This window comes from Ponticaulis profundi (genome assembly GCF_042659465.1).
Taxonomy (GTDB): Bacteria; Pseudomonadota; Alphaproteobacteria; order Caulobacterales; family Hyphomonadaceae; genus Ponticaulis; species Ponticaulis profundi.
Map to the genome: position 1 here is coordinate 1 of NZ_JBHSSW010000010.1, position 18,262 is coordinate 18,262.

Annotated in this window: 19 protein-coding genes and 1 pseudogene; 16 read left to right on the forward strand and 4 right to left on the reverse strand. The window is 55.5% G+C overall.

Features of this window, described 5'->3' with window-relative positions:
* The 9 genes and pseudogenes from ACFQDM_RS09335 to ACFQDM_RS09375 all read left to right on the forward strand — a co-directional run.
* A pseudogene (locus tag ACFQDM_RS09335) lies at nt 1–532 on the forward strand (type IV secretion system protein B4); the annotation flags it as partial.
* 150 nt (nt 533–682) lie between these two features.
* A complete protein-coding gene (locus ACFQDM_RS09340; protein ID WP_377378391.1) occupies nt 683–1,819 on the forward strand; it encodes a lytic transglycosylase domain-containing protein in 1,137 nt (378 codons plus the stop codon).
* Between the two features lie 2 nt (nt 1,820–1,821).
* A complete protein-coding gene (locus ACFQDM_RS09345) occupies nt 1,822–2,625 on the forward strand; it encodes a type IV secretion system protein (protein ID WP_046001873.1) in 804 nt (267 codons plus the stop codon).
* Nucleotides 2,625–3,281, forward strand: coding sequence for a virB8 family protein (locus ACFQDM_RS09350; protein WP_127899862.1), 657 nt, complete (start codon nt 2,625–2,627; stop codon nt 3,279–3,281). Before ACFQDM_RS09345 ends, ACFQDM_RS09350 begins: the two co-directional genes overlap by 1 nt.
* Nucleotides 3,278–3,973, forward strand: coding sequence for a TrbG/VirB9 family P-type conjugative transfer protein (locus tag ACFQDM_RS09355; protein WP_046001871.1), 696 nt, complete (start codon nt 3,278–3,280; stop codon nt 3,971–3,973). The genes ACFQDM_RS09350 and ACFQDM_RS09355 overlap by 4 nt, the downstream gene beginning before the upstream one ends.
* A complete protein-coding gene (locus ACFQDM_RS09360) occupies nt 3,970–5,406 on the forward strand; it encodes a TrbI/VirB10 family protein (RefSeq protein ID WP_127899864.1) in 1,437 nt (478 codons plus the stop codon). Before ACFQDM_RS09355 ends, ACFQDM_RS09360 begins: the two co-directional genes overlap by 4 nt.
* On the forward strand, nt 5,406–6,392 hold the full coding sequence (locus tag ACFQDM_RS09365; RefSeq protein ID WP_046001869.1) for an ATPase, T2SS/T4P/T4SS family: 987 nt from the start codon (nt 5,406–5,408) through the stop codon (nt 6,390–6,392). Before ACFQDM_RS09360 ends, ACFQDM_RS09365 begins: the two co-directional genes overlap by 1 nt.
* Nucleotides 6,389–6,844, forward strand: coding sequence for a hypothetical protein (locus ACFQDM_RS09370; protein ID WP_127899865.1), 456 nt, complete (start codon nt 6,389–6,391; stop codon nt 6,842–6,844). The genes ACFQDM_RS09365 and ACFQDM_RS09370 overlap by 4 nt, the downstream gene beginning before the upstream one ends.
* Nucleotides 6,844–7,884 carry a type IV secretion system protein gene (locus tag ACFQDM_RS09375; protein ID WP_052715392.1) on the forward strand — a complete coding sequence of 347 codons (1,041 nt, stop codon included), beginning with the start codon at nt 6,844–6,846 and terminating at the stop codon, nt 7,882–7,884. The genes ACFQDM_RS09370 and ACFQDM_RS09375 overlap by 1 nt, the downstream gene beginning before the upstream one ends.
* 63 nt (nt 7,885–7,947) lie before the next feature.
* On the opposite strand, the gene ACFQDM_RS09380 is transcribed toward ACFQDM_RS09375, so the two are convergent.
* From ACFQDM_RS09380 to mobC, 3 genes are read right to left on the reverse strand one after another with little or no spacing between them, the layout of a single operon-like run.
* Nucleotides 7,948–10,110 carry a type IV secretory system conjugative DNA transfer family protein gene (locus tag ACFQDM_RS09380; protein ID WP_377378396.1) on the reverse strand — a complete coding sequence of 721 codons (2,163 nt, stop codon included), beginning with the start codon at nt 10,108–10,110 and terminating at the stop codon, nt 7,948–7,950.
* 11 nt (nt 10,111–10,121) lie between these two features.
* A complete protein-coding gene (locus ACFQDM_RS09385; RefSeq protein WP_127899867.1) occupies nt 10,122–12,491 on the reverse strand; it encodes a relaxase/mobilization nuclease domain-containing protein in 2,370 nt (789 codons plus the stop codon).
* Nucleotides 12,491–12,862: a plasmid mobilization relaxosome protein MobC gene (mobC, locus tag ACFQDM_RS09390; protein WP_377378399.1), complete on the reverse strand. Its 372-nt coding sequence runs from the start codon at nt 12,860–12,862 to the stop codon at nt 12,491–12,493. Before mobC ends, ACFQDM_RS09385 begins: the two co-directional genes overlap by 1 nt.
* Before the next feature lie 851 nt (nt 12,863–13,713).
* Here mobC and ACFQDM_RS09395 point away from each other — a divergent pair.
* The 7 genes from ACFQDM_RS09395 (at nt 13,714) to ACFQDM_RS09425 (ending at nt 17,468) form a co-directional block, all read left to right on the forward strand.
* Entirely contained in the window at nt 13,714–13,848 is a 135-nt protein-coding gene (locus ACFQDM_RS09395; RefSeq protein WP_377378401.1) for a hypothetical protein, read from the forward strand.
* Between the two features lie 62 nt (nt 13,849–13,910).
* A complete protein-coding gene (locus tag ACFQDM_RS09400; protein ID WP_084693958.1) occupies nt 13,911–14,630 on the forward strand; it encodes a ParA family protein in 720 nt (239 codons plus the stop codon).
* Complete coding sequence (locus ACFQDM_RS09405; RefSeq protein WP_127899869.1) at nt 14,623–15,330, forward strand: hypothetical protein; 708 nt, start codon at nt 14,623–14,625, stop codon at nt 15,328–15,330. Before ACFQDM_RS09400 ends, ACFQDM_RS09405 begins: the two co-directional genes overlap by 8 nt.
* Nucleotides 15,331–15,362: 32 nt before the next feature.
* On the forward strand, nt 15,363–15,782 hold the full coding sequence (locus ACFQDM_RS09410; protein ID WP_377378404.1) for a hypothetical protein: 420 nt from the start codon (nt 15,363–15,365) through the stop codon (nt 15,780–15,782).
* 12 nt (nt 15,783–15,794) lie between these two features.
* Nucleotides 15,795–16,682: an abortive infection family protein gene (locus ACFQDM_RS09415; protein WP_127899871.1), complete on the forward strand. Its 888-nt coding sequence runs from the start codon at nt 15,795–15,797 to the stop codon at nt 16,680–16,682.
* A 112-nt stretch (nt 16,683–16,794) separates the two neighbouring features.
* A complete protein-coding gene (locus tag ACFQDM_RS09420) occupies nt 16,795–17,043 on the forward strand; it encodes a type II toxin-antitoxin system VapB family antitoxin (protein ID WP_046001866.1) in 249 nt (82 codons plus the stop codon).
* Nucleotides 17,043–17,468: a type II toxin-antitoxin system VapC family toxin gene (locus tag ACFQDM_RS09425; RefSeq protein ID WP_377378406.1), complete on the forward strand. Its 426-nt coding sequence runs from the start codon at nt 17,043–17,045 to the stop codon at nt 17,466–17,468. The genes ACFQDM_RS09420 and ACFQDM_RS09425 overlap by 1 nt, the downstream gene beginning before the upstream one ends.
* A gap of 207 nt (nt 17,469–17,675) precedes the next feature.
* Here ACFQDM_RS09425 and ACFQDM_RS09430 read toward each other — a convergent pair.
* On the reverse strand, nt 17,676–18,262 hold a 587-nt coding region (locus tag ACFQDM_RS09430), incomplete at its 5' end, for a thermonuclease family protein (RefSeq protein ID WP_377378408.1).

Sequence of the window (18,262 nt, forward strand, 5' to 3'; positions counted from 1 at the left end):
CGTCTTAGACAACGGAAATGACAAAGAGCGCGCAGCGGTTCTTGGCTATATTTTCCGACGCCTAGAGCGGGCCATGCAAGATCGCCGCCCCACAATCATTGTTGTGGATGAAGCATGGCGGGCGCTCGACACAGACTACTTTGCGGACAAGCTGCAAGGTTGGCTAGTCACGCTGCGCAAGCTCAATTGTGTTGTCCTACTCGTGACACAGTTCGCCACCCAAATTGCCAACTCAAAGGCGGGCGCGTCCATTTTGCAGGGCGTCCAAACGCAAATTCTTCTGCCGAACGATGACGCATCGGCACAGGACTTTGCGGCCCTCAATCTAAACGCAAAAGAGCTGACCATCATGCTTGAAACCCCTCCGGGCAAGCGCGTGGCCTTGGTTCGAGACGATCAAGGGTCTGTTCTACTGGATACGGACCTCACGGACCTGGGCCAACTCCTCATGTCGATCGGCAACAGCACCGCAGGCCGCGCAGCACTGGCCGCACCTGATTATGATCCTGAATTCTGGAGAGCCCTGAAATGAAGCGTGTGATTTTCGCCCTTACTTTGTCCGGCCTACTATCGGCCTGCGCTGGTGAAACGCGTCCAGTTTCATCGGAATGCTTCTCATCCTCCGGCCGTCCGACCTGCAACTTTACGCCGCTGCCTGAGCTGCACGCAAAGGGTGGAGTCAGTGTCTAGTCGGCTCCGTAAAGTCATGCTGGCAACGGCAATATCGTGCACAAGCACGATCGCCGTGGGTCAAGGCGTTCCCGTAATTGACGTCAACCAGCTACAGCAGAACCTCCTAATCCTGACGGAGCAGTTTGCTGACCTCGAACGCCAGCGCAATAAACAAGGGCGGCTTGAGGAAATTGAACAGCTGCATGAAGAACAGCTTGCCGCGCTTGATGCCATCATTGGCAGCACTCGTCCGACAGGCAGTTCAGAAGACATGATTGCTGATCTGGAAGAAGGGGAAACTCCTTCCTCAGCAGCGCCCAATCTTTATTCCGCCGAGGATGCCAATACAGCCACACCGGAACTTTTTGGTGATGCTCAGGTGACTGTAGAGCAAGTCATCATCCGGGCTGCCCAAGCCACCTACAGTCGTCCCGGTGTGGCTAAAGCAGGTCTGTCGCCGGTCCAATGGCGCGCACTGCTGCAAGCCATGATCTGGCAGGAAAGCCGGTTCAACCCTCACGCTGAGTCACCTGTCGGGGCCTATGGCCTCACGCAGATTATGCCGCTTACTGCAGTCGATCTAGGGATTGGTGAAACCTATCGCGGTGATCCTTACGTGCAGGCGGAAGGTGGCGCACGTTATCTATCAACCCAGCTTGATACGTTTGATGGCGACATTGTTCTGGCACTGGCAGCATACAATTCAGGCCCTGGAAATGTTCGGCGTCACAACGGCGTCCCGCCATTCAACGAGACGCGGCACTACGTCCAGGTCATCCCGGCCAAGTATAACGAGTATCTGGCGCAAATCGGCGGTGTTGATGCTCTTGGCACGATCGAGCCTGTTCTAGCGGCTGGCGCGCACACTGCCATGATGAGCGATGGCGCGATGCTCTATGGCGACAATGCTTATGAAATGGTGCGTCAGTCAGCCGTACGCGTCCGCGCCATAATAGAGCGGATTGAGGCTACAGACACACCGCATGAGGCGATGGCCCTCAATGCATACATGCGCGCTGAAACCGCGCGCGTCATGGTTCTGCTGACCCGTCTGCGGGCAGCGAACTCACAACCTATTAGTGCTGAAGCAATGCAGTTCGCAGCCGAACAGGCTTCAGAGCGCCGTTTCCTAAGATTTGGAGAATGACCATGCGTGACCTCAGAAAGTTCGCTCGTCCAAAAGCTTTTGCTATTGCTGTCGTGGCTGCAACGGTTCTGCCCTACGCACACTCGAATGCAGCCTACGCGCAAGGCGTTCCGACGGTAGATACTCAGAATATCGCTCAGTCCATCCGGCAACTTCAAAACATGCTTGAAGATGCCGGACTGCAAAACGCGCAGCTCGACCAGCTTCTTTCTCAAGTGACCCTTCTTCAAGGGCACCTAGAGACCGCCAACAATCTCTATGCCTCCCTGACTGGCGCCCGCGACATTGTCGGGCTGACCATGGACGGCGATCTGAATGACCTGCTGGAAGGAAACATGAGCGGCGTCCTCGGGACGATCCTGGCCGGAATGAACGGTGACTGGAGCGGGCTGACTGGCCCGCGATCGGTGAACATGCGGACCACTATGACCGCAGCCCTGGAAAGCGCAGGGTTTGGAGAGGGCACCGTTGAGGAACTGGCAGGATCAAGTGTGCCAGGCGCTCGGCGTGTCGCATCCGCGGCAACCGGAGGAGCTGTCGTCGCCGCAGCGGGCGAAAGCGCCCATGCAAACACCGCACAAAGCCTCGGCCGCGTAGGTGCACTGGTCGATATGATTGGCGAGACAGAGGATCTAAAGGCGTCGATTGACCTTAACACGCGCGTAAATGCGGAAGTCGTCATTGCGCTGTCGCAGCTCATCGAACTTGAAGCTGTAACCGCAGTAAATTCGGGCATGGCAGGGATGATGGATGCTGCCACGATGGCCGAAGAGCGCGCGTTCCTCACGTTCGGGAACATCGAATAATGGCACGTGAAAAAAAGGAAATTATCGAAGAAGAGCTGATTTTCGGTGCGCGCAAGCGCGAAACTTTCTGGCGCAAGCTGGCCCTCACGGGTTGGGGCTTTGGCATCATAGGGTGCTTGTCTGCTGCCGCAGTCGCAGTCTTTACCGAGCGACCTGCACCCGCCCTCGTGCCATTTGACCCTGCAACTGGAATGGCGCTGCCAATGGCAAGCGTGGGAACCATCAGCCTGAATGAACAGCAGGCAGTCGTGCAATCTCTTGTTTTCGCCTATGTGCGCGACCGGGAAACCTACAATCGGATCGATAACGATCAGCGCGTTCAGACGCTCCTCAATCGCTCTGAAGGTAATGCACGCGGCTCCCTAGTCGAACAGTGGACAGCGGATAATCCAGATTTCCCCCCGACGCTCTACGGTGAGAACTCCCGTATGGATGTGGAGGTTATCAGCGTCACCCCTCTCAGCAATGACAGGGCAACGGCCCGGATTGTGAAGCGGCTCGTGACGCCCAACGGCACGACCGAAGGGACATTCACTGTGTCGCTTGTCTTCAACTTCCAGCCTCAAGAACAGCGCACTCTCGAAGCCCTGTGGCAAAACCCATTCGGTTTTTCGGTGCGGGAATACGTGGTCTCGTCGGAAAGGTTCACGGAATGAAAAAAACTAGCTTCCTCGCCGCACTCTGCCTCGCCGGTTTTTCGACTGTGGCTCAAGCCGAGGTTACCCCCCGCGCGGGCGCACATGATAGTCGGGTGCGCTTAGCTCAGTATGTCGATGGGCAGGTTTACCGGATCAATACAACGATCATGAAAGTCACCTCAATCGAGTTTGGATCGGGCGAGGAAATCATATCAATCGCTGCGGGTGATACCGAAGGATTCCAGTTCGACGCGGTTCCTGGCGGCCATGCAATGCTCGTCAAACCCATGATGTCGGGCGTCACCACGAACATCATCGTCTATACCAATCAGCGGGCATACTACTTTGCGGTCACAGAAACCAATTCTGCGACGCACTATGTTGTTCGGTTCGATGGCCCACGCACTCGCTCTGCGCCTCCTGCCAACAAGCAAGTTGTCGCAACTGCCCCGTACGACACATACGGCGCGAACCGGCTGACTGAAATCACGCCCCGCGAAGTATTCGATGATGGGACGTTCACGTATTTCCGTTTCGCGCGGAATGCCTCGCTGCCCGCAATCTTCCGCGTTTCGGGCGGTCGGGAGCGCACTGTGAACAGCCAAACTTTGGACGATGGCACAATCAGGGTTTCGGGTGTCTCGCAGTATTGGGTGCTGCGGGCCGGGGAAACCGAAAACACGATTGCGAGGCTTGGAGGCAGCAAATGACTGACGACACGAGCAACGCAAAAGTCGATCAACAGCAAGGCGCGCAAGGCACTGAGGGCGATCCCGAAGAACAGCTCAATGAGCGCCTTCAGGCGCTTGAGGCTGAGAGTCAGGGTGCAAAAAAAACTGAGAGCAAACGGTCACCTGCGATCTTGGTCACGGGACTGATTGCGATCTGCGGGCTAGGCTTGGCTGCTTATACAGTTTCACAGTCTTCAACGGATGGTTCCAGCCTTCGCACAGGACAGTCTGACCCTTTCCAGAATATTGGTACAAGCGCCTACGGCCATCTGCGGGTAGCCCAAGGCGCTGAACCAGACCTGCAGCCGGAGCCGGAGGAGCCGCAGCAGCCAGAACCTGATCCTCGCTATGAAGAAATGCAGCAACAACTTGCAGCGTTGCGGGCTGAGATTGCGGCGCGGGATGCAGCCAGCGAAACAGATAATGCCGAAGTCGTCACGGAAACCCCTGTGGATGATGACCGGCTATCGAAGCTTGCAGAGGAACTTGAAGCACTGCGTCTTCGCGATGCGGAACGTGACTCGGAAGCGGCGCGGATCGCGCAGGACCATGCGCGTGAAATGCAACGACTGCAAAGCGAGCTGGATCTTGCCCGGCTGTCTGGTGGGGGTGACAATTACGACCAGTCCGGCAATGCCGCGCTAGATGATCGTGCCCGACAAGCCGAAGAAGCACGACGCCTAGCCCAAGAGCAACAGGAACGTCGCCGTTCTTCGGGTATGCTTGCCTTTGGGGGAAGCGGTGGAGGCGGTGGCGAAGCCTCCGGTGCTGCTGAACAGCGTGAAGCGCGGCTGTCAGATAACGAGGCGTTCGTGCGCGATGCAGGAAGGCCGGCGCAGGTCGAGCGGGCTTCCGTAATAGTGAACCCCGCAAACACTGTAACGCAAGGAACGATGATCCAAGCTATTTTGGAAACTGCGATTAATTCGGAGCTTCCCGGTGCGATTAGGGGGGTCGTAAGCGAGGATGTGCATTCCTATGACGGGACGCGCATTTTGATCCCTCGGGGATCGCAAGTGATCGGACGATACTCTGAAGGCGTGGAATTGGGCCAGCGCCGCGCGCTGGTGGCATGGGAACGCATCATCATGCCGGACAATCAGTCCGTCACAATTTCAGCCTATGGTGGCGATGAAATAGGACAGTCCGGGCTTACGGGACGGGTTAACAATCATTTCGGTCAGCGTTTTGGTTCGGCGGCTCTCGTTAGCTTCCTGACGATCCTTCCGGCACTCGCGACGGAAAACACGGATGATGACCGCGCAAATGACATGGCGGATAGCGTAGGGCAGAACCTAACCAACGCAACAACCTCCGTGCTGAGTGAGTCCCTACGCATCAAGCCAACTATCCGTGTCGCCCAAGGCGCCCGTGTGACGATCATGGTTGACCGTGATCTGGAGATTTTCTGATGCAAGATGACAGCTACTTTAATCAGGCGATGGCCGCGCTAGGCGATGTAGTCACGCGGGATGACCTTGTGGAGCTGTGCATCAACCCTGATGGAACAGTTTGGGCAGAAACTCGTGGTGACCACTTCATGCGGAAGTGTGAGGCGCATCTGTCAAGAAATGTGCTGGCTGACTTAGCCGCTAGTATCGTCGGCCAGGCCCAAGCGACCATCAGCAAAGCCAAACCCCTTATCTCGGCTTCTATTGAGTATCTCGGCCGTCCGATCAGGGTCCAGGTCGTCGCACCACCTGCGGCACTCTCAGGCCATGCTATCGCAATGCGCTTCTTCTCGTCCCTGCCCCTCGATGAGGTCAAACTAGACTATCTCTATGGAGAACAGCGATCATTGGATGAGGAGCGCGCTGCACGAAACCTGCAGCTCAAAGAAATCGCAGAAAAGGGCACCCTCGATGAAGCCCTAGAGTTCTGTGTCGGTGAAAAGCTGAACATGGTCCTGTCAGGCGGAACCTCGACGGGCAAGACTGTAGCCCTTCGCAAAATCATGACCTTCATTCCTCCAACTGAACGGGTCATCACTATTGAGGACGCCGCTGAGTTGCTGCCTAGCCAACCTAATACAGTGTCCTTGATTGCCGACAGGAACAGCGACGTGCGATCGCCTGACGCGCTTCTGATTTCTTCGCTCCGAATGCGGCCTGACAGAGTGATCGTTGGCGAAGTGCGCGGCAAGGAAGCGATGACATTCCTTGAAGCTATCAACACAGGGCATGGCGGCTCAGCGACTACCGTTCATGCCGAAACGCCAACCTTGGCCTTAGATGCCCTTGCCATGAAAGCGGGCCGATCAGATGTGCCCATGAGCTATTCGGAAATTCGTGAATACATCACCCGATCTATCGACGTCATCATTCAGACAGGTCGGAAAGACGGAAAGCGCGGCATTGCCGAGTTTTACCTTCCGACAGCGAAGGGAACAGCGGGATGATGAAGTCTATTGTTCTCGCTGCTATCGCAGTTGCCGCTACTGCCGCTACTGCCCACGCAGACAAGGTGACGGAAGATCAGGAACGTAAGTTTCTGCGCTTCGACACGCAGAGCGCAGGAAATCCAGAAATTTCAGAACGCGGCTGCTCAATCCCACCACGTCCTGTTCTTCCAAACCCAAGAAACGCGCCAGTCAATGCCAACCCGGATCAAGCGAATTCTGTCCTGCTATCAGTCTACAGGCGCCAGAACGCAGAGCGGATTGTGTCTGAGCAAGCCTGCTCGTGCGACATGTATTTCTCGGATTGGGACAGCGCGCTCGATGAAATGATGGCCGTTTTTGAGGGGCTACACTTCGATGAGTGGGCAAGCGTTCGGCTTGAAAACAGCAGGGCCACGAATGCCCTATCCTCCGAAGTGCGGACAATCTGCAAAGAAAGTGGTGTCCTATAATGCCTATAGTTTCGGAACTGGTGGAAATTGGACAGCAGCAACTCAGTGACGCCGCGCAATCGCAGTTTGGCCTTACCGCCGCAGCTATCGGTGACACACTCCAAGTAGCAGCATCGCTGGCTATCATCCTCGTATTTATCAATGCGCTCCTGCAAATTCGGCCACAGCCTGTCGGAGATCTGTTGATACTGGTCGTAAAGTTGCTTTTAATTTTCCAGTTCGCGACAGTGTGGAGCCAATTCAATGCCATAGCCAGTGCGGTCATAAACGGCATGGATTCAATTGCAGGCGCCATGCTGTCAGGCAGCTCTAATCCGAACATGGGTCTTGCAGCCTCATTCGATGATATGCTGGACCGCCTCGCAACCAGCGCCAATACGACAATGGACAACCTCAGTTACATGAGCCGTGCCGTAATGAGCGGCATTTTCTTCATCCTACATTCCCTCACGGCGGCAGTGGCGGGACTGATCTTGATTTTCGCCCTAGTCATGATCACGATCCATCTTGGCCTCGCGCCCATTTTTATTGGTCTTTCAGTCTTCAAAGCGACGTCCGACTTCTTTTTTCAGTGGCTTCGCTCGACTCTAAGTTACGTTCTTTATCCTATCGTCATCGCCGCTGTGCTGGGTTCAATGATCAGGCTTACGCAAGGTGTTGTTGATAACCTTGATCCAACAAACATCGAATCCATCGCTGGCTTGGTCCCGTTTCTGACGATCCTCTTTATGATGATTTTCACCATTGTCCTGATACCGATGATTGTGAGCGGCCTAAGCGGGATGGTTGCGGCCGTTGGTCCTTTAGCGGCGGCTGCAGTTACTGCTGGCGTGTATCGCAACCTGTCCGGGTCGATGGCAGGCCCTGCAGCTCTGTCGAGATCGTTCCGCGGTGCCGGTAGCGGCGGCAATGCAGGGTCATCACCTCCCGCACCTGGGCCCGGACCGGGTACGGGGGCAAGCCCCGCCTCCCCGCATCAGGCACAGCCAAGCGTGCAGCGACAACTTAACATGCCAAATAGGTTCCGGGACCGTTCCTGATCCCATAACAGAAAAGCCCGCCTTAACGGCGGGCTTTTTTTGTTCGGGTAGGTACTTGATACGTCAAACCTCAACCTGAGATATTACGTCCATATCAGTGAATTTGTCTCGCAGATCGTCCAGCATTGACCGCCCCTTCTTCAACGTGCGGTCAACGACCGCGCGGGCTTCTGGAGTGTCGGGCACGTCCTTTAAGGCCAAATCTAATTGTGCAGTTGCCACCGCTTTTCGTTGTGGCCTCCGTGTCGAGCGAACAGCGGAAACGGAAGTGTCAGCTGAAGGCGCTTTTCGAGCCAACCTGCGTGATGATCTGGGCCTATCATCCGGAGCCGGATCGTTTTGCTCTACGATCTGAGGCGCTGCAATTTCGACGTCCTGAACGATCGTTCTGTCAGCGGTTTCAACGCTGGCATCCTTCCCGACCGCAACAGGCTCAACGATTTCAGGTGACGCCTCGGCATTCACCTTCTCCGGGGGTGGCAACAAGCGTACCCTAGCTTTTTCTGCCGCGCGGGCGGCGTCCGCTTCCATCAAGCCAATGTCGGGGAAAACGTACTTATCCATAGCAGGGTTATGCGGAGGCATCGGCATAGGACCGGTTTGAGCCTCGAACATGGGCTTCAACTTTGCATCACTGAAGTATTTGATACGCTTTGCCCGGATCGGCATGTCGGCATCAACAATGATAATCACGTCATCCTTGGGCAGCCGGCGCGCTTCATCCTCTGACAACAAAGGCCGTTCTTCTGTTCGTTCGCTGACATTGACGCCATTGAAAGCACCTTGACCAATAGTCCGACTCTTGCTGACGACCCGCCGCGTCGTCATGCCTGTGGCACGAGACAGGTCAGACACCGTTTTTTCCTCAGAAGGCGTCAGATATAATTTTATCCCTGCGCCACCTTGGAGCGACAGGCGGACATTCTGCCCATAGATCTCGTCCAGCGCTGGAACCGTCTGCGTAACAATTGCCAAGTTGCCGCCGTATGACCGCAGAGTTTTGATCGATTCAGCTACGATCGGCATTTTTCCAAGTTTGTCGAACTCATCCAGCATGATTAGGACCGGCCAGGGTTCGTCCGGACCTGGCTCACCAGCCCCCTGCAATGAAGAAATGAGATCGGAAAAAAACAATCTGATCAGCGGTGCGATTGCAGCAACGTCATCTGGCGGCACAACCAGATAAACAGTCTGAGGTTTTTTGCGGAAGGTCACAAACTCAAAATCACTATCATCAGTCAGAGCGCAAATGCGCGGGTTTGCCCACGTTCCAAGGCCCGAGCTGCTGAGAACTGAGAGGTATGCCGACAGGGTGCGTTCGGTGATATTCGCGAGCTTGTTGAACATCATCTTAGTGGCAGGATCTTCCGCTATTCGGGCATAGTAAGCGTACTGCGTCTTTGTCTCCCCGCCTTGAACCGCATAGCGGTAAATCTCCCCCAACGTGACGCGGGTTTTCTCATAAGCCAGCATCCCGCAAGCGACAAAAATATCCGTCGCGCCCGGTAGAAACTCCTCTGCCCCCTGCCCGGCTTGCAGGAACAGCTTGGCGATCTTTTGAAGCTCCATCATGCGCTGCGCAGGGTTCTTCATCTTGCCGACGCGTTTGAGGGGGTTGTATCGGTGCGACGGCGACTCCCAATCGGTCGGTGCAAAGCGATAGACCGTATCGCCCCGCGCTTTCCGGTGGCGTGACGTTAGCTCGAAGTTTTCGCCTTTCACGTCCAGCACTACGCTGCTGCCTGCATAGGTTAGGCAGTTGGGAATAACGAAGCCCACGCCCTTACCACGTCCCGTAGGCGCAACGATTAGGGCATGTGGATGCTCGGCAGATACAATAAAGGGTTGGTTTGAGCCTGGGTCACCCGTCTTTCCCAAAACAAAGCCTTTGGCGGGATTGGTTAAGAAGCGTTTGCGCTTCATTTGCCGTTTCGTCTGCCAGCTCGTCTTCCCAAAGCGTGTAAGGTCTTCTGTCGTCACCTTAGCAGCCAGCATGAAGCCCGCCAGGGTGGTTGCAATGACCACAAAGTTTATTAGGACATAGCCGCGTGGATCACGCGCTTGGATGTCACTGTACTGCGTAGCGATAAAAAAGAGATCGAGTTCGGCCAAGTCGTAGCGGTACTGGGCTAGACCCGACGCCAGCACGTAGCCAATCAGAAAAGCGAAGAAACCAATAAGGAGAACCCCTACTAGTTGGCGCAGCCTGCCTTCAAGTCTGGTCATGGGATTACTCCTTATCCAAAATCGTGACCGTCTTGCTCATGACCACGCCGCTCATGACGGAGGGCTTGCTCATGCTTGACGGCCGCAACATTGTGTTGCGCGATTGCGTGGGAGTGATCACGGCTGCTACCGATATTCTGGTCAGCCTTCAGGTAAGCGATGGCAAAGTCATGCCGCTGAGCCGTGCCCATTCCTGGAATGTCGGGCGCTCTTCCGTTCTGCATGTCACGAACTGCATCCTGCCCAAGCGCACGTTCGACTGCATCGACAAGCCGGCGCGACTCGTCAAAAGTCATGTTGCCACCTCTCGCCGCAAGTTGCTTGGCTTCATCGAGTGCGGCGGCTTTATCGCGCTCCTGACTCTGTGCTGCACGTTCCTCTTGCTCTCGCACACGATCCATCTGGATAGCTGTGAACGCTCGCTGAATATCCTCGTCAGGCATCCTGCGTTCTGTCGCAGGCACATAGCCTTCGGGACCGCGCGCGTCATTTGCGTTCCGGTCCCATGCCTCGGAGGCAAGCTCCGCATGATCCCGCGACCTGTCAGCAAAATCAGTGAACGCGTCGCTGGCTGCTGCGACCTCGTTCTGCCCCTGCTGTCTCGCTTGGCTGTCTTCTGAATAAGGCCAGTTGAAATCAGTCCGTTCGAACTGCTGGACAAGGCGTCTAAAGTCCTGACGCTCGCCAGTCGAATGCACATCGACTGCCTCAGTGCGGTCAATGCTCTGATCGCGTAGCGCGTCTTCAACCCTGTCATAAATATCGCTGACATGATCACGAGCCTTCTCCAGCCCCTCACTGGTCGCGAGGTCATAGCCGTTCTTGTCAGCGACGGCATGCAAGTCTCGTTCAACCCACCGGCTTTCCAGCGCCGCCGTGGTGGCAGTCATTTCAATGCGCGCTGAAACCTCCCGCGGGTCAATGCCACTACCTTCCAGGGCAGCTTCCAGCCTGTCCGGCGCCAGATCACGTTGCATGTCGCGCGCCACCTTTTCGGCATAGATGCTGTCAGATGCAGGGCTAGTCAGGGTGCGGGTCTGCTCCCCAAGAGGATTCAACTCTCGGACGCTGCGCAGCATGTCATCCACGTCCTTATCCATTTGCGCCCGTTGCTCAGGTGGCGCTCGATCAATGCTGCGGTCGATTTCTTTGATCGTAGAGCGCAATGCTATTAGCTTTGCCTCGAATTGATCGACGTCCCGCTCCAATGCCGGGTTGGCCTCAATGGCCCCTGCCCTATCGCTCATGTCTTCACCTTTCTCAATTTGCTGCGCCATGCGCTCCAATGCGTTTGCCGTAAGGGTATTCCCAAGTCGGTCAGCTATGCTGCCAAGGCTGCGATATGTGTCTGCAACCTCGGACAGTCTTTGCTTGATAAAATCGCTGTCCACGCGCTCGGCCGCGCGATCTTGGGTCTGGCTAGGTCCAATCGCACGGACCTCCCATTGCGTGCGAGTAAAGGCCACGTCCTTACCGGCACGATTAGTAAAGCTGGTAACTTCTTTCCCTCGATTGGTGATTGCAATGGTTTGTCCTGTGTCAACATTTGCCTCGGCCATTGCCCGACCCAAGCCACTGCCCCACATTTCCTTAATACCATTTTCAGTAGCCAGCTTAACGTAATAACTTGGTGTATTCTTAGGGTCATGACCATAAGGGGACTTGCCATGCTCGATCAATTCACCGCGCAAACTCTTTCGTAAATCTATCGAGCTAAGCGCGTCCTCGGTAATGCCACGCGAAAACCGACTAGTGTTGATCATTTCAACTCCAGCCGCCCGCCCCCATTCGACCATCGCATCTTTAAAGCGGTCATAAGAAAGCTCTCCGTCTTTTTCTAGATAGAAAAGCTCATTTTCTTGATTGCGCCGGTCTACAATAATGTGGGCGTGCGGATGATCACGATCCGTATGTATGCCAGCGATATAATTCCAACGGCCATATCCTTGCCCTATGAGCTCATCACATACTCCACGCGTGATGGCTTTAACCTTCTCGGTGTCAGTCCCTTTGGGAAATGACATCATCAAGTGCATCGAGTTCCCGTTCTCGATCTTACCGCGCCAACCCTCAGACCAATCGGTAGCAAGTCGTGAAACCTGGCGACCTGTCAGCTCCTTGCCGCCATCGTGCCGGTAACTGGGGTCGATAACGTGATCCGACTTTCCCAAGACATAATTCATCTGAGCCTTTATGTCGGCACGGTTGTAGCATCCTCCGCTGCGGATGATCTTGAACACAGCCTGGGGAGTGTTTGCCTTGCGAACATTGCTAAGAAGCCGCGTGACGGAGCCGCCCCCACCCCCAGATTTGACCCGCCGACCAGACCGGACATGGTGATCATCAAGGAAATTGGTGACGATGCTGCTTCGCTGTGCCATCAGTCCAGCGCCTTCAAAATTTGATCAAGGCGAGCTTTGCGGCGGCGGGCTTTCGTCACAATTAGCTTTGAAACGAGGTCAGATACAGCCTTAAGCTCATCCCTCATGGCGACGATTGTAGCCAGATCATGTGGCGAAATTTCTGCGCTGCCGGAGACAAGCGCCTTACGATTAGCGTGATAGGCAAGCTGATTTAGGTTGTTGCCAACGCGGCGAACCTCCTTAGATAGCTCGGCTCCGATCTCAATCAGGTCATCGTCTGGATCAAAAAAGCCCGATGCACGACGCAGAGCCTTCTTTGCAAATGCTGCTCGGGTCATGCCGAACCGCCCCGCTTGAACATCAAGGGCGCGCATTTCGTCGCTTTCCAAGCGAACACCAAGAACCTTTGTCTCGATCCTTGCTATCGGATCGCGATGCAGCCTGGCCGCAATCATCTGAACGGCGCGGCGGCTGATCCCGTAGGTTTTGGCAAGCTCACCTGTCGAGATGTTCTTCGCCAAATCCTGCACCAGTCGCCGCTTTTCGTCAGCATTTAAACGCCTTTGGGGCCGTTTAGATGGTGGCGAAGTTAACATGTTACATTTCCCGCCATATTCTTCCCTTCAACCATAGGGCGTTTCCGCACCGCTGGCAAGAAAATGCCCGCGGAAAGGCCCTATGGTTGAAGTCCGTTTCGGTGGCCGCCCCCAGGGCGGACAGGTTCGGGCGATCAGCCCGAAGCCGCGATATGCATCGCAGATCGCGCCTTGCATCCTCTCGGGTGAGCCATGCTATTGCCCATCCGCACCCTTCCCAACAGGCGCAGAGCCTTCTCAGAGGCCACAGGAGGGCCGCTGAGTGCCCATACCGGACCTGCCAGCTAGGGTGGGTGCGGCCAAGGGTTCTTTCCGCCCACACGGCGCGTTTAGGCTATGGGTTGGATTGGCGATCCGAACCAACAACAGATTGCGGGCTCCACGCCAACAGAAACAGCCTAAACATGGTGATATGGCGATATGGTGAAGTGGCACAGTGGCAACATGGCTTAGCGACATTCCGGCAATCCGGTAAAGTGGCGCTGCGGCATTGCGGCATTCCGGCAAAGCGGCGCAGCGGCATTGCGGCTATATGGTCCTATGGCGTAGCGGTATTGCGGCGCTACGGTATAGCGGCTTAGCGGCTATGTGGCATTTAGGCGAAGTGGCGCAGTGGCATTCCGGCGATACGACATTGTGGCGATATGACAACATGGCATAGTGGCGATGCGGCGATGCGGTTTTCCGGCTTGATGGCTATCCGGCATTATGGCGATATGGTCACATGGCGAAGCAGCATCATGGCGACGCGGCATCATGGCGAAGTGGTGATGTGGTAAAGCGGTAATGTGGCGATGTGGCATCACGCAACGCCACCAAATAGGGACGTGAGGGACAGAAGATGAAAGTAATTTCACTGATCGGGCAAAAAGGGGGCGCAGGAAAAAGCACTGTCGCCCGCGTTCTTGCATCCGCAGCCGTTCTCGAAGGTAAGCGCGTTTTGATGCTCGACTGCGACCCAAACAAAAGCACTTACTCCTTTTATCAAAAGCTGATGCGGAACGATCCGACCTCGGCAGAAAGCGTGACTGCCTTTCACTGTGCCAACACTGAAGAAATGGAACGTCATATCATCGAGGCCGATGAAACGGGAAATATAGACTACTGCATCATTGACACCCAAGGCGACCTTGTGAATTGGGTAGATGATGTGATTGAGCTTTCTAATAGGGTAATCATACCCGTCAAGGTTTCTGAAACCGATTTTACAGTGCAGTTGGAAACCTACAAACGATACGTCGCTTTGCGTGATGCCGTAGTTGACCCGTCCAAGTTGCCGCCAATTATGTTCCTACTGAATCAGATTAAGCCAGGCGTCAAATATCCTGCTTCGCTTCGTGACTTGTTTGATGAAATTGCAAGTCATGACAGAATGCTGCGCTTCTACCTGCAAGAGCGCAATGTGTATAACCAGACCGATCAGGGCATTCTTTTAGGGGAATACGCTAAACGCGTCGAAGCAACGTCGGTTGGAAAAGTCATGCCAAAATACATGACGCAGGCAATGGACGAGGCGAAAGAACTACTAACCGCAGTTGAGGAGGTTACCGTCAATGGCTAGTCTGCCGCCCCCCCGCACGGATCGCTCCCCTCGACGTGGCTTGCAGCTCAAAGAAGGCACTAAGTTGCCTGACCCACCTAGCTTCGAGAAGGTCAGCACAAAGAGCGAGATAGACGGTGAAGCCAATGCTTCTACTCGACCCTTGCCAGAGCAAGAGAAAGCAGAAGCCGTCGAACAGAAACCAGAACATGCGCCAGCAGCGGCTGAAGAGCCGCAAGACAAGCAGACCCGTAAGACTGAACAGACCGGCTCAAGGCGCAATCTCACGAGAGGGCAGGGGGATACCCCATTAGCGCCCGAAGAAACGACGCGTCATGCCGCCCCCTCGGCGGCAGCGGACACGCAGTTCGTCACAATCCGATTGGGTTTTGAGCCCAAGGTGAGGGAACTGGCGGAAAAATGTTGCCAAGCAACGGGGGCCGCTCTTCCTGATTTGGTCGGCGTTGCAGCCCGCAAGATGATCGTCACGGATGCTGATTTTGAAGCCAAACCGCTATGGCCTGCGCCTACTCGCTCACGCCCGATCGACTATACTCTGCGGGTGAAGTGCAAGCTGTCCTCGTCCTTGCTCAACAAATGGTCGAAGAAACTTGATCCCCTCGGTGTAAAACAGCCCGGTGAAATCGCCTATAATGCTGTTCAACACGCATTTAATCGCAGTGCCCGACGCATCATTTCTGAGCTGACAAAAGCTCAGTGATGCTTGCCGTATCCCTCAAGGAGCGAAGAAAAATGTCAAACTCGGCCCTGATTGCCATTGCCGCACTATTTGCTGCAGCCGCCGTGCCAGCGGGCGCCGAACAATGGGACGTGACAAAGGACAAGAGCCTCGTAGTCCATCGTCTTGCTGCCACTGATCTTCGCATGACAGTCGTATGCGACCCCGAGGGGGCATTTTCACCGCCGCAAAACTACCTCTTTGTCGAACGTCGCGGCCAACGTGTCGAAACCGGACAACTGACAGTTTCTGAGGGTGATGATACGGTGAACCTTCCGATCATCGGGGCCGCCGCCGTTCCAACTGGCAATGTTGAGAACTGGAATACAGCTATGGACATGCTGTTCGGGGGCAGGGGGGTCAACGTCGCTGTAGGTGACGTGGCTGCCCAACTTCAAGCAGAAAGCCTCGCAAATGTCTGCACAGCCAGATAGGAGGTTTCCCCCATGCCGTTTCCGCTGTCAATTCAGAGTATTGATGCAATTGCTGACGTAATAAGCGGGGGCGTATCTGGCGACGGAACACCCCCAATTGGCATCTATCGCAGCGCCGCCAAGATTGAGAAATTTATGCGGAGCTGCAACGTCACGTTTGAGGTTGATGGCTCTCGCGTACCTTCCCTTGTCCAATGCCTTACCGAGCTTAACAACAGCCCGGAGGCCCAGCTAAAGCTTTCCAGGATCATTGAAGCATCAGCTGATCCCCGTGACTTCTTTCATGACCCAGAGCGGCATGCCTTTGTTCTCGAATTTCTCAACCGCGCGCTAGGCTTCGACGGCTATGAGGTTCAACAACATGGCGGGCGCATGCGTCTTATCGAAGCTGGTAAGGGCGGGGCCGTCATTGCAGAACTGGCCGGACTGTCCGGAGTAATCGACTTCGACACGGTGAGCCGGGATCTAGATCGCGCGCTAGTCAGCAGCCAGACTGACCCAGAGGATGCCGTCACTGCAGCCTGCAGCACTGTGGAAAGCGTATGTCGATCCATTCTCATCGAGCTAGGGCAACCACTACCTGCGAAAAAAGACGTGCAGGGACTTTATAACGCGGTGAAGCAACCTCTTGGCTTGTCTCCTGATCGTTCAGACATAGACCCTCTGATAGCAGGCGATGTACGGCAAATTCTGTCAGGGCTTGCCACGGTTATTGCAGGGGTAGGGGCGCTTCGCACGCATGGCGGGGATGCACACGGCAGAGAAAAAGGCTTTGCCCGAATAGATGCGCGGATTGCCAGATTATCAATCCATGCAGCAAGCACCGCTGCCCTATTCCTTATCGAGACATGGCAACGCAAATTCCCATCTCGCCCACTTCCCAGGGCAGAGAACCCATGACCGTCCAAGAGCAACGTGCATTGACGATGCTGTAAGCCGACAGGGTTATAGCCTGTCTTGCACTAGTATATACCGCATGGTATATATAGGTAATACAGGCAGGGATATACTTATGACAATGCTTATCAAAGGCGATGAAATTGACGACCTTGTGGCGAAATACTGCGCTTTAACTGGGGTGAGGAACAAGAGCGAAGCCGTGCGCCAAGCACTGGCCGCCCAAATTTCTGCATTGTCGCAAAAGGAAAGCCTCGCTGATCGAGTCGCCAGTATCCAGAACCGCGCAGCGGCCTTGGGCATCGTGGCTGACAGTGCCGATGACAAAGCTTTCATGGACGCTATATGGGGCGATGAAGACTGATGTTCGTTGATGCAAGTGCCCTTGTCGCCGTCCTAAAAAATGAACCAGACGCTCCAGCTCTGCTGAAGGCGATGGAGGCGGCGAGTGGGAAGCTCCGTGTGTCGCCAGTCGTTCGGCTTGAAGCGACTCTTGCCATTGCCCGGATACGCCGGGATGCGCGAAGCGCAGGCCCGGCGACGGCCGAAGATTTTAAGATTGCCGCAGAGCTGGTCAACGATTTGCTTGAAGCCATCCAAGCACAGGAAATGATGATTTCGTCAGCCATGGGAAATGCGGCGATCGAGGCGCTTGCGACCTATGGGAAGCTAGTAGGGCATCCGGCGCAGCTAAACATGGGTGACGCACTGTCTTACGCGTGTGCCAAGTCCCATGCCGTGCCCTTGCTCTACAAAGGCAACGACTTCTCCCACACGGATCTTGCCTAACTACATCGGCCGCGCCAGCGGTTTACCACAGCCGCCTCGCCTCCCTTCGCTCCATGAAGGCGCGTCCGGCTCGGCGGCTGCAAGCCCTGGCCCAAGGGCCAGGGTGGAAAACCGCCCTCGCACTGGTAAGAACACTGGCACCCAAAAAAAAACCGCCCCGTAAGGGGCGGCAAGTTGTTTCCTCGCCACGAGGAAAACTGTCTGGTGTCAGCAATGCGAGATTTGTCGCAATGCGTCAACCTCGCGGGACACGCGCCACCTGCGCCGCCAGTCCCACGGCATGTCAAAACTCCCCTCCCAAATGCCGCGCCTGGCTCTGCGGGCAGCATTCTCGGCGGCAATGTATTCACCGCTATATTGGCGATAGGCGACGGCCTGGCCTGAGTAAACGAGCGCGGCGTTCATATCTTCCTCCCCGACAAAGCACTGCCCAATCACCCGCCCGTAGCGATCCATATCACGCTGTTCACATCGGACGGGCTGATCGCCAATCCACTCAGTTAGCCAGCGTGTCGCCATGTCGCCGCAGCGGTATGACCGGCTAGAACGATCCCGGCAAAGCTGATCGCCCTCCGGCGCGTCAACTCCATGCAGTCGGATAGTTTTGAGGCTGATGACAAAGGTATCTGCATCCACAATGCGCGGAATGCCCTCGATTACTCGCGATCCGTCAGCAGAAGGGGCGCTGCGCCGGTCTGCCTTGCCGGTCAGATCGTCCAGCAAATCGCCATAGTCACCCTGAGACATGACGGCCAGCGCAGCCAGTGCGGCCAGGATCGGCAAGGCAGACCGGC